Annotated in this window: 15 protein-coding genes; 7 read left to right on the forward strand and 8 right to left on the reverse strand. The window is 35.4% G+C overall.

What is annotated here, in order from left to right:
- Positions 1 to 128 precede the first annotated feature (128 nt).
- The 4 genes from thrS to rplT all read left to right on the forward strand — a co-directional run bounded on the left by thrS (position 129) and on the right by rplT (position 3,420).
- Positions 129 to 2,075 carry a threonine--tRNA ligase gene (gene thrS, locus H601_RS0107120; protein WP_026710862.1) on the forward strand — a complete coding sequence of 649 codons (1,947 nt, stop codon included), beginning with the start codon at positions 129 to 131 and terminating at the stop codon, positions 2,073 to 2,075.
- 23 nt (positions 2,076 to 2,098) lie between these two features.
- Complete coding sequence (gene infC, locus H601_RS0107125; RefSeq protein WP_211223540.1) at positions 2,099 to 2,647, forward strand: translation initiation factor IF-3; 549 nt, start codon at positions 2,099 to 2,101, stop codon at positions 2,645 to 2,647.
- An 89-nt stretch (positions 2,648 to 2,736) separates the two neighbouring features.
- Positions 2,737 to 2,934, forward strand: a complete 198-nt coding sequence (gene rpmI / locus H601_RS0107130; protein WP_026710864.1) for a 50S ribosomal protein L35 — start codon at positions 2,737 to 2,739, stop codon at positions 2,932 to 2,934.
- Positions 2,935 to 3,075: 141 nt separating this feature from the next.
- Positions 3,076 to 3,420, forward strand: coding sequence for a 50S ribosomal protein L20 (gene rplT / locus H601_RS0107135; protein WP_026710865.1), 345 nt, complete (start codon positions 3,076 to 3,078; stop codon positions 3,418 to 3,420).
- A 65-nt stretch (positions 3,421 to 3,485) separates the two neighbouring features.
- Here the strand turns inward: rplT and H601_RS0107140 are convergent, their stop codons facing one another.
- Together H601_RS0107140 and H601_RS0107145 are read right to left on the reverse strand one after the other, a co-directional pair.
- Positions 3,486 to 4,328 carry an isoaspartyl peptidase/L-asparaginase gene (locus H601_RS0107140; protein WP_026710866.1) on the reverse strand — a complete coding sequence of 281 codons (843 nt, stop codon included), beginning with the start codon at positions 4,326 to 4,328 and terminating at the stop codon, positions 3,486 to 3,488.
- A gap of 102 nt (positions 4,329 to 4,430) precedes the next feature.
- Positions 4,431 to 5,303 carry a cyanophycinase gene (locus H601_RS0107145; protein WP_026710867.1) on the reverse strand — a complete coding sequence of 291 codons (873 nt, stop codon included), beginning with the start codon at positions 5,301 to 5,303 and terminating at the stop codon, positions 4,431 to 4,433.
- A gap of 250 nt (positions 5,304 to 5,553) precedes the next feature.
- Between H601_RS0107145 and cphA the strand changes: the two genes are divergently transcribed.
- Complete coding sequence (gene cphA / locus H601_RS0107150) at positions 5,554 to 8,178, forward strand: cyanophycin synthetase (protein ID WP_026710868.1); 2,625 nt, start codon at positions 5,554 to 5,556, stop codon at positions 8,176 to 8,178.
- An 86-nt stretch (positions 8,179 to 8,264) separates the two neighbouring features.
- Here the strand turns inward: cphA and H601_RS0107155 are convergent, their stop codons facing one another.
- The 6 genes from H601_RS0107155 to tgt all read right to left on the reverse strand — a co-directional run bounded on the left by H601_RS0107155 (position 8,265) and on the right by tgt (position 16,530).
- Positions 8,265 to 9,449, reverse strand: coding sequence for an asparagine synthetase B (locus H601_RS0107155; RefSeq protein WP_425402332.1), 1,185 nt, complete (start codon positions 9,447 to 9,449; stop codon positions 8,265 to 8,267).
- A 219-nt stretch (positions 9,450 to 9,668) separates the two neighbouring features.
- Positions 9,669 to 12,242, reverse strand: coding sequence for a replicative DNA helicase (dnaB, locus tag H601_RS16125; protein WP_084139947.1), 2,574 nt, complete (start codon positions 12,240 to 12,242; stop codon positions 9,669 to 9,671).
- A 140-nt stretch (positions 12,243 to 12,382) separates the two neighbouring features.
- On the reverse strand, positions 12,383 to 13,336 hold the full coding sequence (locus H601_RS0107165) for an acetyl-CoA carboxylase carboxyltransferase subunit alpha (RefSeq protein ID WP_026710870.1): 954 nt from the start codon (positions 13,334 to 13,336) through the stop codon (positions 12,383 to 12,385).
- A 43-nt stretch (positions 13,337 to 13,379) separates the two neighbouring features.
- Complete coding sequence (locus H601_RS0107170; protein ID WP_026710871.1) at positions 13,380 to 14,267, reverse strand: DMT family transporter; 888 nt, start codon at positions 14,265 to 14,267, stop codon at positions 13,380 to 13,382.
- Positions 14,254 to 15,330: an LptF/LptG family permease gene (locus H601_RS0107175; protein ID WP_026710872.1), complete on the reverse strand. Its 1,077-nt coding sequence runs from the start codon at positions 15,328 to 15,330 to the stop codon at positions 14,254 to 14,256. Before H601_RS0107175 ends, H601_RS0107170 begins: the two co-directional genes overlap by 14 nt.
- 69 nt (positions 15,331 to 15,399) lie before the next feature.
- On the reverse strand, positions 15,400 to 16,530 hold the full coding sequence (gene tgt, locus H601_RS0107180; protein WP_026710873.1) for a tRNA guanosine(34) transglycosylase Tgt: 1,131 nt from the start codon (positions 16,528 to 16,530) through the stop codon (positions 15,400 to 15,402).
- A gap of 192 nt (positions 16,531 to 16,722) precedes the next feature.
- Here tgt and H601_RS0107185 point away from each other — a divergent pair, with 192 nt between their 5' ends.
- Entirely contained in the window at positions 16,723 to 17,571 is an 849-nt protein-coding gene (locus tag H601_RS0107185; protein ID WP_026710874.1) for a transketolase, read from the forward strand.
- 16 nt (positions 17,572 to 17,587) lie between these two features.
- The gene (locus H601_RS0107190) at positions 17,588 to 18,541 is read left to right on the forward strand and encodes a transketolase family protein (protein WP_026710875.1); all 954 of its coding nucleotides are present in this window, start codon (positions 17,588 to 17,590) and stop codon (positions 18,539 to 18,541) included.
- Positions 18,542 to 18,554 lie beyond the last annotated feature (13 nt).

An 18,554-nucleotide genomic window follows, 5' to 3' on the forward strand; every position in this document is an offset into this window, starting at 1 on the left:
AACTAATTAGCAATAGTTTAAGTATTGTTATACGCGGTGAAAACTGATAAAAATTATAATTTAAATTTCACATTCACTCGTGAATCTTATATATTTGCATTCCTAAATTAAGGAATAACAGTTTAAGTATGATAAAAGTTAGTTTACCGGATGGTTCGGTGAAAGAATTTGAAAAGAATTCTTCACCAATGGATGTTGCAAAAAGTATTAGTGAAGGATTAGCCAGAAATGTAATTTCTGCATCCTATAATGGTACTATTATTGAAACGACAACCACTTTAACCACCGACGGTTCTTTAATTTTATATACTTGGAATGACAAAGAGGGAAAGAAAGCATTTTGGCATTCCACCTCTCACGTAATGGCTCAGGTGTTGGAAGAAAAATATCCCGGCATCAAGTTAACGTTGGGTCCGGCAATTGACAATGGATTCTACTATGATGTAGATTTTGGTGATACAAAAATTACAGAAGCAGAATTTAAAGCCATTGAAGATCGTGTACTTGAAATTGCTCGTGAAAAACATGAGTTTAAAATGCGTCCGGTTTCCAAATCAGAAGCATTGGAAATTTATAAAAACAACGAATACAAAACAGAATTAATTTCTAACCTAGAAGACGGAACTATCACATTTTGTGATCATTCCAACTTTTTTGATTTGTGTCGTGGTGGTCATATTCCGAACACCGGATTGATTAAAGCCATGAAAATCATGAGTGTGGCGGGTGCTTATTGGCGTGGAGATGAAAAAAACAAGCAGTTAACACGTGTTTATGGTATTTCTTTTCCTAAACAAAAAGACTTAACTGATTATTTAGAGTTATTAGAAGAAGCCAAACGCAGAGACCACAGAAAATTAGGAAAAGAATTAGAGTTATTTGCTTTTTCTCAACGTGTTGGACAAGGCTTACCATTATGGTTACCAAAAGGTGCGGCTTTGCGTGATCGTTTAGAGCAATTTTTGAAAAAAGCTCAAAAGAAAGCAGGTTACGAGCAAGTTGTTACACCACATATTGGTCAGAAAGAATTATATGTGACTTCGGGTCACTATGCAAAATATGGTGCTGATAGTTTTCAACCGATTCATACACCAGCAGAAGGTGAAGAATTCTTGTTGAAGCCAATGAATTGTCCGCATCATTGCGAAATTTATAACAACAGACCTTGGAGTTATAAAGATTTACCAAAACGTTATGCGGAATTTGGAACGGTTTATCGTTATGAGCAAAGTGGAGAATTGCACGGTTTAACGCGTGTAAGAGGATTTACGCAAGATGATGCCCATATTTTTTGTACACCGGAACAATTAGATGCTGAGTTTAAAAACGTAATTGATTTGGTTTTATATGTTTTTGGTTCTTTAGGATTTGAAAACTTTACGGCTCAAATTTCCTTACGTGATCAAGAAAACAGAGATAAATACATTGGTAGTGATGACAATTGGGAAAAAGCGGAAAACGCAATCATCAATGCTGCCCGAGACAAAGGATTGAATACTGTCATTGAATATGGTGAAGCGGCATTCTATGGTCCGAAATTGGATTTTATGGTGAAAGATGCTTTGGGAAGACAATGGCAATTAGGCACCATACAAGTAGATTATAATTTACCTGAACGATTTGAATTGACCTATAAAGGCTCTGATAATGAGATGCATCGCCCGGTAATGATTCATAGAGCACCGTTTGGGTCAATGGAGCGTTTTATTGCTATTTTACTGGAACATACGGCCGGAAATTTCCCATTATGGTTAATGCCGGAACAAGCTATAATCTTGTCTTTGAGTGAGAAATATGAAAATTATGCCAAAAAAGTTTTAAGTTTGCTGGAAAATCACGAAATTCGCGGCCTAATTGACAATCGCAACGAGACGATCGGTAAAAAAATCCGAGATGCCGAAGTGAAAAAATTACCGTTCATGATTATTGTTGGAGAAGAAGAAGAAAAGAACGGCACGATTTCTGTGAGAAGACACGGTCAAGAAGGAAAAGGAAACATCACTTGTACGATTGAAGAATTTGCTTCAATTGTATCAGAAGAAATAAACAAAACATTAAAACCATTTATTGTTTAACTTAAAATTTAATAGTCATAGCAATTAGAAACAACAGGGGTTTTCAACCCAGAGTAGAAAAAAAAGACGCACACCGTATCAATAACTTGATTCGAGTGCCTGAAGTTCGTTTAGTTGGCGACAACATTGAACCGGGAGTTTACAAAATCACTGAAGCTCTTCGCTTGGCCGAAGAATTAGAAGTAGATTTGGTAGAAATTTCGCCAAATGCAGAACCACCGGTATGTAAATTAATGGATTACGGTAAATTTATTTACGAGCAAAAGAAACGTGATAAATTACTAAAATCTAAATCAACTCAAATTGTTGTAAAAGAAATTAGATTTGGTCCACAAACCGATGAGCACGACTATGAATTTAAGAAAAAGAATGCAGAAAAATTCTTAAAAGAAGGTTCAAAGTTAAAAGCATTCGTGTTTTTTAAAGGACGTTCTATCATTTATAAAGAGCAAGGACAAATTCTTTTGTTGCGTTTAGCACAAGACTTGGAAGAATTGGGAAAAGTGGAAGCTTTACCGGTTCTAGAAGGAAAGAGAATGATTATGTATATTGCTCCGAAGAAGAAGAAATAAGGAACTGAGGTTCTGAGTTAGTTACTGAGATTATAATCAGACACCAAAAAATAGTAAGTAAGTTGAATCACAAATAAATTTGGGAAATTATGCCTAAAATGAAAACAAAATCCAGTGCTAAGAAACGCTTCAAAGTGACTGGCTCTGGTAAAATCAAGAGAAAACACGCTTTTAAAAGTCACATTTTGACTAAAAAATCTAAAAAGCGTAAATTAGCTTTAACTCATTCTGCATTAGTACATGCGTCTGATGTGAAAAGTGTTAAAGAACAATTAAGAATTATTTAATTAGTAAATAGTGACTAGTAATTAGTCGTTAGTACTATCTGTTAATTCTTTAGGTTAAAACAATTTTAATAACCTTGGAGTATGGCCAATAAGTGCCCTTGATTGAATTCGGGACGCCTGCTACAAAAAAACAAGAAAATTATGCCAAGATCAGTAAATTCAGTTGCTAAAAGAGCAAGAAGAAAAAAAGTATTAAAGCAAGCCAAAGGTTTCTTTGGTAGACGTAAAAACGTTTGGACAGTAGCTAAAAACGCGGTAGAAAAAGCAATGCAATATGCTTACCGTGACAGAAAGCAAAACAAAAGAAACTTCCGTTCATTATGGATCATGCGTATTAACGCCGGTGCTAGATTGGAAGGAATGAGTTATTCTCAATTTATCGGGAAAGTAAAAGCTAACGGTATCGAATTGAACCGTAAAGTTTTAGCTGATTTAGCCATGAATCATCCGGAAGCTTTTAAAGCTATTGTGAATAAAGTAAAATAAACGTTTTATCAACCCGATTACAACTTACTTAATATAAAAATCCCAATCGAAAGGTTGGGATTTTTTTATTGAAACACTTCTTCATTTTCTCCATCAAAACTGGCATATACCATACTTGGATGAGAATCTTGATGGAACATATTTCCTTTATTATCAATGGCAATCGCACCTGCAAAACCATCAAAAGGTTTCAGTTCTTGAAAAGTTTTGTTAAACGCTTGTTCAAGCGTCATTCCATCTGTAACGCGGGTTACGATTTTTGCGGCAATTGCTCCACTGACAATGTCTTCTCCTACTCCGGTTAAACTTACGCCACAAAATTCGTTAGCATAATTTCCGGCAACCGTGGCTGAATCAGAAATTCTTCCCGGAATTTCAAAACCTTTTCCACCAGTTGATGTAGCAACAGCAATTCTACCATCGGCATCAATTGCGACACATCCTACTGTACCCGAACCGGTAGCTTGCAATTTAGCTTCATATTCTGCTCTACGTTGTGGAATTTCGGTTGAAAACACCTCAAAACCGTGTTTGCGAGCATAGTTTGTCGCTCCTTCTCCACCAATAATTCTATCGTCTTCTTTCATCAATACCGAAGCGACTTGAATCGGATTTTTTACTTCCTCAATATTGATTACTCCACTCATTTTCATGGAAACACCATCCATTAAAGCGGCACTCATTCTGATTTTACCATCACTTTGAATTTGCGAACCAATGCCGGCATTGAACAAAGCATCATCTTCTAACAATGAAACAGCATATACCACAGCTTCTAAAGCCGAATGCGATTGCAAATATTGAAAGGAATCTTTTACTATCTGAAGTAATGCGTTTTGCTTGGCAATTTTGGTTTCAAGGTTGGTGGATGATTCTGAGAAAAAGCCACCGTGGATGATTATTTTCATTTTTTTTGATAATTGGTAATTGATAAAGGGTAATTGGTGATGGGCATCGCAATAACCTTTTGCCAATAACCCTTTACCCATTACCTTGCCTATTTCTGCTTCTTAAACATATTGCGAAGAATGAATTTTCATTTTATACGTATCCAAGTCAAACGTATCATACATACTCATTACGTGGGTAACCAAATGATTGATGGAAACCGGTTGACCTAATTCAACTTGAGTTAGATTCGTGTCTTTAATTTCTCTACCATCCACCAAAATTACTAATCCAGAACCGATTGCTTCCATTTTTTTATCCTCTGTGATAAGTAATCCGGTATCTTCTCCTAAACCTATGCCCAATACTTTTGGGTTACCAACAACTGCTTGAAACAATCTACCAATACGGCCTCGTTGAACAAAATGAGTATCAATAATCACATCATCAATTAAACCCAAACCGGATGTAATTTTCACTTCTCCTTTTAATAAAGCCTCGCTACTACTTCCTTGATAAATCATATTGTTAGAAGCTGCGGCTGCACCAGCAGAAGTTCCGGCATAAATGAAATGATCATTTCTATATTTATCCAATAAAATATCATGGAATTTTGTTCCGCCTAAAATAGAAGATAATCGCAACTGATCGCCACCTGTGAACATGACTATGTCTGCTGCTTTTAATCGATTTAAAACTTCCTCTTCTGAAGCTTGTTCTCTTCTTTCAATATATAAAACATCAACATTGGTGGCATTTAAATAACGAAAGGCTTTCGCGTATTCGGGGCCAACTTCACGTGGAATTTTTGAAGCAGTTGTAATCACTTCAATTCTCGATTTTTCTTTATGTTTGGATTCGTCTATAATTCGTTTTAAAATTCCTGTTTCAAAAAAGTTCATATTCTTTGAAACATCCTGATCAAAACTGGATTCGGTAAAACTGCCTTTATCAACCGCTCCACCGATTATAATTAATTTTCCTTTACTTTTCATGTGGCAAAAATAACAAAATATGCTATCTAAACTTATCTTTTAACTTGAATTAAAATCAATAAATTAACCAAAACTGCTACAACTATTCATTTTATTTTATTGAAAATCAACTTTAAAGATGACATAAATTGCGACTTCCTAAATAAAAACAGAAAAAATAATAACGCTATTGTTCATACCAAATAAAAAATTATTATTTTTAACAAAATCATTACAGATTTACTAAACTAACTAATTTCAATAAAGATTTATGAAAATTTTAAAAATACAAGCCTTGCGTGGCCCTAATATTTGGAGCGTTCAAAGAAAGAAATTAATTCAAATGCGTTTGGATTTAGAGGAAATGGAACAATTTCCTACCAATAAAATTGAAGGTTTTAGAGAACGAATTGAAGCCATGTTTCCTACCATGATTGAACACCGTTGTTCAGAAGGAACGCGTGGTGGATTTTTTATAAGAATTGAACGCGGCACTTGGATGGGACATGTTATTGAACATATTGCTCTTGAAATTCAAACCTTAGCCGGAATGGAAACCGGTTTTGGACGCACTAGAGAAACCAAAACTCCAGGAATTTACAATGTTGTTTTCAGTTATGTGGAAGAAAATGTTGGCCTTTTTGCTGCTGAAAGTTCCGTTAGAATCGCAGAAGCTTTGATTGCCGGAACGGATTATGATTTAGAAGCCGATATTCAAAAAATGCGTGAGATCAGAGAACGTGTTCGTCTTGGACCTTCTACCGGAAGTATTGTAGAAGAAGCAGTTGCCAGAGATATTCCTTGGATTCGATTGGGAACCAACTCTTTAGTACAATTGGGTTATGGTGTAAATCAAATGCGATTTCAAGCCACTATTACTTGCAAAACCAGTAACATTGCCGTTGATATTGCTTGCGACAAAGAAGAAACCAAACGCATGTTAGAAATGGCATCTATTCCGGTGGCAAGTGGTTCCATTTGCGTGGACGAAGAAGATTTAGAACACACCATCAAAAAAATTGGTTATCCTATCGTGATTAAACCATTGGACGGTAACCATGGAAAAGGTGCTTCTATCAATGTAGTGACTTGGGAAGACGCTGTAGAAGGTTTAGCTCATGCAAAAAAATACAGCCGGAGAGTCATAGTAGAAAAGTTCATCACCGGATTTGATTTTAGAGTATTGGTGATTGACAATAAATTGGTTGCTGCCGCCAAAAGAGTTCCGGCTCACGTGGTTGGCGATGGTAGTCACTCTATTCAAGCGTTAATTGACATCACCAATCAAGACCCAAGAAGAGGCTATGGTCATGAAAATGTGTTAACTGAAATTACTGTGGACAGAGATACGACTGATTTATTAGATAAGTTAGGTTACACATTGGAAACTGTTCCGAAAAAAGATGAAATTGTCTATTTGAAATCAACTGCAAATTTGAGTACAGGTGGTACTTCTGTTGATGTTACCGATATGATGCATCCTGAAAATATTTTCTTAGCCGAACGAATTTCCAGAGTAATTGGTTTAGATGTTTGCGGAATCGACATCATGGCAGAAAATTTAACTCAACCGTTAAAAGAAAACGGAGGTGTGATTTTAGAAGTAAATGCCGCTCCCGGATTTAGAATGCACTTAGCCCCATCTGAAGGTTTGCCAAGAAACGTTGCTGCTCCGGTTATCGACATGCTTTATCCACCGGGAAAACCGAGTCGTATTCCAATTATTGCAGTTACGGGTACGAATGGAAAAACGACCACTACCCGATTATTAGCACACATTGTGAAAAATAATGGTTTTAGAGTTGGATTTACTACTTCAGATGGAATTTACATCCAAAACCACATGTTGGAAAAAGGAGATACTACCGGTCCTATCAGTGCGGAGTATATTTTAAAAGATCCAACGGTTGAATTTGCGGTATTAGAAACGGCAAGAGGAGGAATTTTAAGAGCCGGATTAGGATTTAGCCGATGTGATATTGCTATTATTACCAATATTCGGGAAGATCATTTGGGATTAAATGACATTGATACGTTAGACGATTTGGCACGAGTGAAAAGTGTAGTTGTTCGCAGTGTCAGAAAAGAAGGTTGGGCAATTTTAAATGCAGAAGACGAACAATGTTTAAAAATTGCCAACGATTTAGGTTGTCAAGTGGCTTATTTTGCAATGGATGAAGAAAATCCGGTGGTCAAAAAATTGAGTAAAGAAGGAAAGATTGTTGCCGTTTTTGAAAATGGTTTCATTACCATCAAAAAAGGAGATTGGAAAATTCGTGTTGAAAAAGCGTTACACATACCATTGACTTTAGGCGGAAAAGCAAAATTCATGATTCAAAACGTTTTAGCGGCTACTTTGGCTAGTTATTTATATGGTTTTAAAACGGATGACATTAGCTTATCGTTACAAACTTTTATTCCGAGTGTGGCACAAACACCGGGTAGAATGAATATTTTTGAATTTAAAAAGTTCAAAGTGATGATTGATTTTGCTCACAATCCGGCGGGTTATTCCGCTATAGAAGATTTGTTGAGCAATATAGAAGCAACTCGAAAAATCGGAATCATTGCCGGAGTGGGCGATCGAAGAGATGAAGACATTCGCGACTGTGCCGAAATTGCAGCCAGAATGTTTGATCATATTATCATCCGTCAGGAAAAACACTTACGCGGAAGAACCGAACAAGAAATTATCGATTTAATTTTAGAAGGAATTCAAAAAGCGAATCGACCTGTAACGTATGAAATCATTACCAAAGAAATTGAAGCGATTAAGCACGCCATTAGTATTGCTGAAGAAGGTACATTTATCACCGCTTTAAGTGATGTGGTGACCAATGCAATTGAAATCGTTCAGGAATATTTGGATAAAGAGAATGAGGAGAATTTGAGTTGATTTGGAATGAAACTTTGAATATGTTTAAATCAAAAAAAATCCAAAATTAATAAATCTTAATTTTGGATTTTTTATTTTCTGAATTATTAAGTCTTCTGCTTCTTCTTCTTCGCTGCCGGAAACAAAACGTTATTTAATATTAACCGATAACCTGGTGAATTGGGATGTAAATCCAAAACGGTTGGAGCATCACCTACTAAATGCTGATAATCTTCAGGATCGTGACCACCGAAAAAGGTAAACATTCCTTTTCCTTTGGTGCCGTGAATGTATCTGGCTTCACCATTATAGCGGTTTTCGCCCATGACTAATACATGTGATTTGACTAATTCACTATCAAAAGCGGTAGTTTGTCCCATAAAACCTTTTACCAATTGCGTATGGTTTTGACATAACATAGTGGGAATTGGGTCCCATTTGGCAGAATATTCCATTAACGTGAAATAATCTTTCTCCATCGGCATTTTGCGTTTAGTAGTCATGTCGATATCAGAGAATTCATAAACTGTTGGACTTCTCTCCAAAATAAAATCACGGAAGGCAAATGTTTTTGAATAATCAATTTTGGATTGATAATTGGCTTCGCTTTCGTCACCATCAAACATTGGTTCACAAATATCTACCCCTTCTGCGGAGAGAGCAATGTCAAAACTATCGGTGGCCGAACACATGGCAAACATAAATCCGCCACCCACAACAAAATCACGAATCTTTTTGGCAACGGCTAATTTTGCTTCTGACACTTTTGTATAGCCTAATTTGGCAGCCAACGCTTCGGCATCTCTTTTTTGTTCAATATACCAAGGAGCATTTCGATACGCTCCAAAAAATTTTCCATATTGACCTGAAAAATCTTCATGGTGAAGATGCAACCAATCATATAAAAGTAATTGGTCTGTTAATACTTCTTCGTCATAAACCGCTTTAAACGGAATTTCAGCATAGGTTAAAACCAACGTCACGGCATCATCCCATGGCTGTTTGCCTTTTGGAGTATAAACGGCAATTTTTGGTGCTTTTTCCAAGACAACTGATTCCATGTTTTGCGATGGACTACTGATTTCCTCCAAAATTTGATTAGCTTGACTATTGGACAAAAGCTCAAAAGAAACCCCTCGAATCTGACATTCTTTTCTGATTTCAGGAGCATCGGGCAATAAAAATGAACCCCCTCGATAATTGAGCAACCAACTAGCTTTATAATCATTTTCTAAAGCCCAATAGGTTATTCCATAGGCTTTGAGATGATTTTGTTGGGTGCTTTCATCCATCGGTAAAAGAATAAAATTAGCTTTTACCGTAAAGGAGATCAAAAATAGAAATACGTAAAAAATTGTCTTTTTCAAAGTTGGCAAATTTTTTAGTTGAAAAAAAGTTGTTATGCCAAAGATAAACGATTTTTTGTGAAGAAAATGATAAAAATTATTACCCTACAAGTCATATGTGCATCAAAAAATCAACTATGACTTATAGGGTGAGAAAATTAAATTTTAAAACGGAACGTCAGAATCGTCATCTTCCGCATTCATGTTGCTACCAAACGCTTCATTTGGAGATGGAAGGTTTTTAGTGATAAACGGTGTGTCATCCATATTCATTCGAGAAGGCAAATCACTATATCCGCTGGAAAAGTCGTCAAGATTGTCGAATTTACCGAGATTTCCAATGAATTTCAAACGAACGTTTTCAAGTCCGCCATTTCTATGTTTAGCGATAATAAATTCTGCTTGACCTTCGGTTGGAGAGCGTTCATCATCATCCCATTCGTCAATTTTGTAATATTCCGGACGATAAATAAACGATACGATATCGGCATCTTGCTCAATAGCTCCCGATTCACGAAGGTCAGAAAGCAATGGACGCTTGCTGGAACCACGTGTTTCAACCGCACGAGAAAGCTGAGACAAAGCAATAACCGGAATATTCAATTCTTTAGCCAAAGCTTTGAGGTTTCTGGAAATGGTAGAAATTTCTTGTTCACGGTTTCCGCCACCTTTTCCACCGCCGCCGGCAGTCATCAATTGAAGATAATCGACAATGATAAGTTTGATCCCGTGTTGTGATGACAAACGTCGAGCTTTTGCACGTAAATCAAAAATCGACAAGGAAGGTGTATCATCAATATAAAGGGGGGCTTTTTCGAGGTTTTTTACTTTTACACTCAATTGTTCCCATTCGTGTTTTTCTAATTTACCGGTACGTAATTTTTCAGAGGACAATCCTGTTTCAGAGGAAATCAAACGCGTAATCAACTGAACGGAAGACATCTCCAACGAGAAAACGGCAACAGGCTGATGGAAGTCGATAGCCATGTTTCTAGCCATGGAAAGGACGAAGGCTGTATTGTGCGTAACGGTCATGTCCTCAAGTAAAAACAATCTGTTCCCATCAATTTCAAATCCATAATAATCATCAATACAATCTAATTCTACTTTTATTCCGGTAACTTTCCAATCTACTTTAGCTTTCCATTCTCTTGCTTTTTTCCGTTCGATTTTTGTTGGAATTTCAGAAATGTTTCCAAAAATTCTCAATCTGAATGCTTCTCCTTCAAAACCAGTAGATTTAATAGATGTTTTTTTCTTCTTTAATGAAGTTCTGTATCCTAATGAATCACATAAAAACTTTATTTGTTGTGCTAATTTTTCATCTTTTTGAACAATTTCAAAACAATTAAATTCAGCGGTATAATAACCGTCAGCATCAATAATTCCGGCTAACAGCTCTAATCTGTTTTGTTTTGAATTGATGAGATACGAATGAGGAATATGCTTATTTTGAATGACATTCAACTTTCGTAATTCCGTTTGAATACAAGTCGAAAATTCTTCAGATGTGTGTTTGTTTCTATTGACAATACCGTAACCTTTGGTTTTATCTGTTTGCTCATACACCACCAATTCAGATTCTAAACGATTGGCATAATCTTCTAAATAATCAATAACTTCGGCATCAATATTTGTAATTCTTTGACTGTAAGCATGTCCATCTCCAAGCCACAAACCTAAATAATAGGGTTCTAAAGAAACTGGTTTTTCTGAAAAATCAACAGCAACTTTATATCCTTTATAATTTGATTTGAATTTTTCTGATTTGGTTAAATACTCTTTAACAGTGATGTTCAACACATCTCCCTTTTTATGTCCACCTTCGTTTCTACTTCGTTTTAATGACAAAATATGGCTTTCATTTACGCGATACGAAATGGCTTTATTTTGATGAATCCAATACATTTTTTCTCTACCTCTGGCAATCGATTTAACCATTCTTGGGGTAGAGTCATCTCCCATGAGTAATTCTCCCGGGCAAATATCTTCAACTTTCTTCAAGGTACCATCAAACATCAACACGTTTGTTCCTTTACCTAAACATTTCCCCATCCCGGGCCTAGCGGCAATAATAATCAAATCACTAGGTTGCCAACCGGAAGTTACTTTGTCTAATTTTTCAAAACCGGTAGCAACTCCACTCAATCCTTCTTTGTTGGCAATTTCTTCGATTCGCTTTTTAGCTTGGATAACTAAACTTTGAGCGGTTTCTGAACTCCGTTTAATGTTTCCTTGCGTTACTTCATATAATTTAGATTCGGCTTTGTCAAGTAAATCAAATACATCTGTGGTTTCATCATACGATTCTTCAATAATTTCTGAGGAAATTTTGATTAAACTACGCTGAATAAACTTTTGCAGAATAATTCTGGAGTGAAATTCGATGTGAGCAGAAGAAGATATTTTTTGTGTAAGCTGAATCAAATAAAAGTCACCACCTACTATATCTAATTTGGCATTCTTTTTTAATTGTGCTGAAACCGTCAATAAATCAATTGGTTGCGTATCCGTAAACAACTGCACGATTGCTTCAAAAATATGTTTGTGGGCTTCTTTATAAAAAGCATCCGGTTGAAGAATATCAATTACCTCATCAACACCTTTTTTATCAATCATCATGGCACCCAATACCGCTTCTTCTAAATCAAGAGCCTGCGGAGGAAGTTTGCCTTTCTCAAGATTGATTATCGTAGTTTTATCTACTTTTATAGGGTTAATGTTTCGTAAATTTTCCATTTGGCTAAAATAACTAATCTCTTAATTAAAAACGTCATCTACTTATGAAGTCAAAGTGTTAACAACATTTTATTTTTTGTTGATAACACAAAAAAATCCGAAGTGTAAAGGCTTCGGATTAGGTTTTGAAACTGTAAGAATTACTCCTTAAACTCGCCCATTTTGCTGTATTTATCCATCCTTTGAGCCACTAACTCAGTTGTTGATAAGTCTTTTAATTCGTTATATCCTTTGATGATATATTGTTCAACTGTTTTAAAAGTGATTTCTCTGTCATAATGAGCTCCACCCAATGGTTCAGGAATAATTTCATCAATTAATTTTTGTTTTTTCATGTCATACGAAGTAAGTTTAAGAGCTTCAGCTGCTTGCTCTTTATATTCCCAACTTCTCCATAAGATGGAAGAACATGATTCCGGTGAAATTACTGAATACCAAGTGTTTTCTAACATATATACTCTATCGCCTACTCCAATTCCTAATGCACCACCAGAAGCACCTTCGCCAACAATTACTGTGATGATTGGTGTTTTTAGACGCAACATTTCAAAAATATTACGAGCAATGGCTTCTCCCTGACCTCTTTCTTCCGCTTCTAAACCGGGATAAGCACCGGGAGTGTCTACTAAAGTTACAACCGGAATTCCAAACTTTTCAGCCATTTTCATCAAACGAAGAGCTTTTCTGTATCCTTCAGGATTAGCCATTCCGAAATTCCTGAATTGACGGGTTTTGGTATTGAATCCTTTTTGTTGACCAACAATCATGAATGACTGACCTCCAATTTTACCTAAACCACCTACCATTGCTTTGTCATCCTTAAAACTTCTGTCTCCAAAAAGTTCTAAAAATGTACCGCCACACAACGCTCGGATGTGATCCATGGTATAAGGTCTGCTTGGATGACGAGAAAGTTGAACACGTTGCCAAGCCGTTAAATTCTTGTATATTTTTTTCTTAGTTTCTTCTAATTTCTTTTCAATTTGTTTGCACGTAGCCGTAACATCAACATTAGATTCCTCACCAATTATTTGGCACTTGTCAAGCTGATCTTCCAATTCTTTGATTGGTAATTCAAAATCTAAATATTCCATATAAAAAAGGTTTTATTCAAGTTTGGACAGCAAATATAAAAAATTAATCCCTTTTATTCTTCAATCGAAATTTAATTAAACCATTTACGATGACCGTAAATAATATTAATAAAGCTCCAAAATAAAATTCGGGACTCATTTTTTCTTTGTCTTTAAAAATTAATATCGCTAGTATGATTCCGTAAATCGGTTCTAAATTGATGGTTAACATTACCGTATAAGGACTGATGAATTTCATTACTTCAACTGAAGCAATAAAAGCATACGCGGTACAAATCGAACTCAAAATCAGAAGATAAACCCAATCCATTGGTTGTAATGTGAAAAAATCTGCAGTAAAACTTTGTGTAAATAGTAAGTAGATCGAGAAAAATAATACACCACCAAAAAGCTCATAAAATGAAATAACAGACGGACTATACATTTTGGCAAACTTACTATTCATAACCGAAAATAAAGCAGATAAAAAAGCTGAAATTAGGGCTAAAATTATTCCCAAATAAAAATTTCCTTCCACTTTAAAAATGATATACAGGCCAAATATCACAATGAGTCCAAAAAAAACTTCATACCAAATGATTTTCCTTTTGTGTAAAATGGGTTCTAAAAAAGAGGCAAAAAAAGCTCCGGTTGACAAACAAGCTAATGTAACAGATACATTGGAAACTTTAATGGCTTTAAAAAATGTGAGCCAATGTAAAGCGATGACCAATCCCAAAAGAAAAAAATAAAACATCACTTTTCTTGGGACTACAACATTAATTTTTTTATAAAAGATAAAAATAGCAATAAAAAAAACAGCCATTGTCATTCTAAACCAAACCAAAGGCAGTGCATCAATGGAAATCAACTCACCAAGAATGGCTGTAAACCCCCAAATGAAGACAATAAAATGAAGTTGTAAGTAGCTTTTTAGGTTATCGTTTTGCATTTCTTAGCAAATAAAAAGCTAATATACCAAAAACAACGTTAGGAAACCAAACGGCTACAAAAGGTGAAATACTAGACTTTTCAGCCATAGTTCCGAAAATTTTATCAAAAAAGATAAATGTAAATGCGATTACAATTCCAATTGCAAGATTTACTCCCATTCCTCCTCTACGTTTCATAGAAGATACAGAAACTGCTATAATTGTTAGGATAAATGCTGTAACAGGTAAACTATATTTTCGATATAAAACCACTAAATAAGTATCAATATTGCCATTTCCCCTCGCCTTTTCCTTTTCAATAAACTTAGTTAATTCTGTTAACGTTAATGTTTCTGCAATATAAACTACAGGCGTTAAATCTTCTAAATCAAAATTAAAAACAGTATCTCTTTTTTCAGCTTTTTCAAGAATATCACCATTTAAACCAACAGTTCTTTTTTGGTAATTAAACATCGTATAAGTGCTGTCTTTTTCATTCCATTTTATTCGATTCGCTGTTATTTTATAGTTCAATTTTTCTTTATCAAATTTTTCTAAGGTAAAATTGAAAGCTGTTTGCGAAATAGAATTAAAATTACTTACATAAATAAATTCATCATCGCTAATTTGCCTGAAAACGTTTGAATTTTGCCTAACTTCTGGGTTATTCTTTAAATAAGTATATCGAAAATCGTTAAATCCTTTACTTGCTTTTGGGACTAGAAAAAAGCCCATGATTAAGGCAAACAAGGAAACCATTGTAGCACCAATAATATAAGGCCTTAAAAAACGAGTAAATGAAATTCCGGAACTTAAAATGGCAATAATTTCTGTATTATTAGCCAATTTAGATGTAAACCATATAACGGATAAAAACAGAAAAATTGGAAAAAGTAAATTGGCAAAATAAACAATAAAATCTAAGTAATAAATGGCTACCGCAGAAAACGGTACTTTTGTTTCAAGAATTTTGTTGATTTTTTCCGCCACATCAATCACAATCCCAATAGGAATAAACATCAACAACATCACTACGAATGTAACGATGTAACGTTTTAGGATGTATTTGTCAATAATTTTCATTCGAAAAGGATTGTTGGATTGTTAGATTCTTTTGATTCTTTTGATTCTTTTGATTCTTTAGATAAAAAATTACAACCGTTGACTCATTTGTTTCACCATTTGATCTTTCCATACTCTGAAATCTCCGGCTAAAATATGTTTTCTAGCTTCTCTAACTAACCACATATAAAATCCCAGATTATGAATGGTTGCAATTTGTTTTCCTAAATATTCATTAGCAGCAAACAAATGACGAAGATACGCTTTTGTGTATTCTGTGTCCACAAAAGTGATTCCCATTTCATCAATTGGCGAAAAATCATCTTCCCACTTTTTATTTTTGATGTTAATCGTTCCATTTGCCGTAAATAGCATTCCGTTTCGAGCGTTTCGGGTTGGCATGACACAATCAAACATATCTATTCCTAAAGCAATATTTTCCAGAATGTTGATTGGTGTTCCAACTCCCATCAGATAACGAGGCTTATCTTGAGGCAAAATAGCGGTCACAACTTCTGTCATAGCATACATTTCCTCTGCCGGTTCACCAACGGATAAACCACCAATGGCATTACCTTGAGCACCAGCATTAGCGATATATTCAGCTGATTGTTCTCGCAAATCTTTATACGTACTTCCTTGAACAATGGGGAAAAAAGTCTGTTCATAACCATACTTAAATGGCAATTTATCTAAATGTGCAATACAACGATCCAACCAACGATGTGTCATATGCATCGAACGTTTGGCATAACGATAATCACACGGATAAGGCGTACACTCGTCAAAAGCCATGATAATATCAGCTCCAATCGTTCGTTGAATTTCCATTACACTTTCAGGAGAAAAAAAATGATACGAACCATCAATGTGGCTTTTGAATTTTACCCCTTCTTCTTTAATTTTTCGATTGGAAGAAAGAGAATACACCTGATAACCACCACTATCAGTTAAAATATTTCTATCCCAATTCATGAATTGATGCAAACCACCTGCTTTTTCTAAAATATCTGTTTGCGGACGTAAGTATAAATGATAAGTGTTTCCCAAAATGATATCGGGATTAATGTCATTTTTCAACTCTCGTTGATGCACTCCTTTTACGGAAGCAACCGTTCCTACCGGCATAAAAATGGGTGTTTCTATTACACCATGATCCGTTGTGATACTTCCTGCTCTTGCTTTAGAGTTGGCATCTGTGGCTAATAAATCAAACTTCATAAATATTTTTTACAAAGGGGCAAAGATAGTGGATTTCCAATTTTAATCATTTCTTTTATGAATTTTTTATGGATGCTAAACAGTTGCTTTTTAACAATTTTTCTTGAAAACTTTTCAAAAAACGACACTCTATTATAAGTTGAAATCTAAATATTGACTTACCTTTGCGGCAGTTTAACTTTTACAATAAAAATGAAACCCAACACACAACAATTAAACGATTTTTCAACTCAAGTGAGAAGAGATATTCTTCGCATGGTTCATGCCGTTAATTCAGGTCACCCTGGTGGTTCTCTTGGTTGTACTGAATTTTTTGTCGCTCTTTATCAAGTGCTAATGGAGCGTAAAGAAGGATTTGACATGAACGGAAATGGAGAAGATTTATTTTTCTTATCAAACGGTCATATTTCTCCTGTTTTTTACAGCGTTTTAGCCAGAAGCGGTTATTTTCCGGTATCGGAATTAGCAACTTTCCGATTGATTAATTCTAGATTACAAGGTCATCCTACTACGCATGAAGGTTTACCGGGAATTAGAGTAGCTTCCGGTTCTTTAGGACAAGGAATGTCAGTTGCTATTGGTGCAGCTTTAGCCAAAAAATTAAACCATGACAACCATTTGGTTTATTCTTTGCATGGTGATGGTGAATTGCAAGAAGGACAAAATTGGGAAGCCATGATGTATGCCGCAGCCTACAAAGTAGATAACTATATTGCAACTATTGATGTAAACGGCAAACAAATTGACGGTTCGACTGATGAAGTGCTTCACATGGGAGATTTAAGAGCTAAATTTGAAGCTTTTGGTTGGGATGTTTTTGAAATTAAAGAAGGAAATAACATTGAAGCTATTATTGCCGGAATGACCGAAGCCAAATCAAGAACCGGAAAAGGAAAACCGGTTTGTGTATTACTTTACACCGAAATGGGTAATGGGGTTGATTTCATGATGCACACACATGCATGGCACGGAAAAGCTCCAAATGACGAACAACTGGCAAAAGCTTTGGCTCAAAACCCTGAAACTTTGGGTGATTATTAATCTCTTGAACAACACTATGAAAAAATATACAAACACAGGAAATAAAGATACCCGCTCTGGTTTTGGAGCCGGATTGACTGAATTAGGTCAAAAAAACGAAAATGTTGTGGCACTTTGTGCTGATTTAATTGGTTCTTTAAAAATGGATGACTTTAAAAAAAATCATCCGGAACGATTTTTTCAAATTGGAATTGCTGAAGCCAACATGATTGGTATTGCGGCTGGTTTAACCATTGGTGGAAAAATTCCTTTCACCGGAACATTTGCTAACTTTTCAACCGGAAGAGTGTATGACCAAATCAGACAATCTGTGGCGTATTCTGATAAAAATGTAAAAATTTGTGCTTCGCATGCCGGATTAACTTTAGGTGAAGATGGAGCAACACATCAAATTTTAGAAGATATCGGTTTGATGAAAATGCTTCCGGGCATGACAGTGATTAATACGTGTGACTTCAATCAAACAAAAGCGGCAACGTTAGCCATTGCTGACCATCACGGACCGGTATATCTGCGATTCGGACGACCTTCAGTTCCAAATTTCACTCCTGAAAATGGAGAATTTCAAATTGGAAAAGCAGTTTTATTGAATGAAGGAACTGATGTTACTATTATCGCAACCGGTCATTTGGTTTGGGAAGCATTGTTAGCCGCTGAAAAATTAGAAGAAAAAGGTATTTCTGCCGAAGTAATAAACATTCACACCATTAAGCCATTAGACGAAGAAGCAATTTTAAAATCAGTTAAGAAAACAGGTTGTGTGATTACAGCTGAAGAACATAACATTTTAGGCAGTTTAGGCGAAAGTGTGGCAAGAACATTATCGTTAAACAACCCGGTTCCTCAAGAATATGTTGCTGTTCAAGATAGTTTTGGCGAAAGCGGAACTCCTGATCAGTTAATGGAAAAATACAAATTAAATCATGCTTCTATTATTGAAAAAGCAGAAGCTGTTTTAAAAAGAAAATAACAATTTTCACCTT

This window comes from Flavobacterium filum DSM 17961 (assembly GCF_000425465.1).
GTDB classification, from domain to species: Bacteria; Bacteroidota; Bacteroidia; order Flavobacteriales; family Flavobacteriaceae; genus Flavobacterium; species Flavobacterium filum.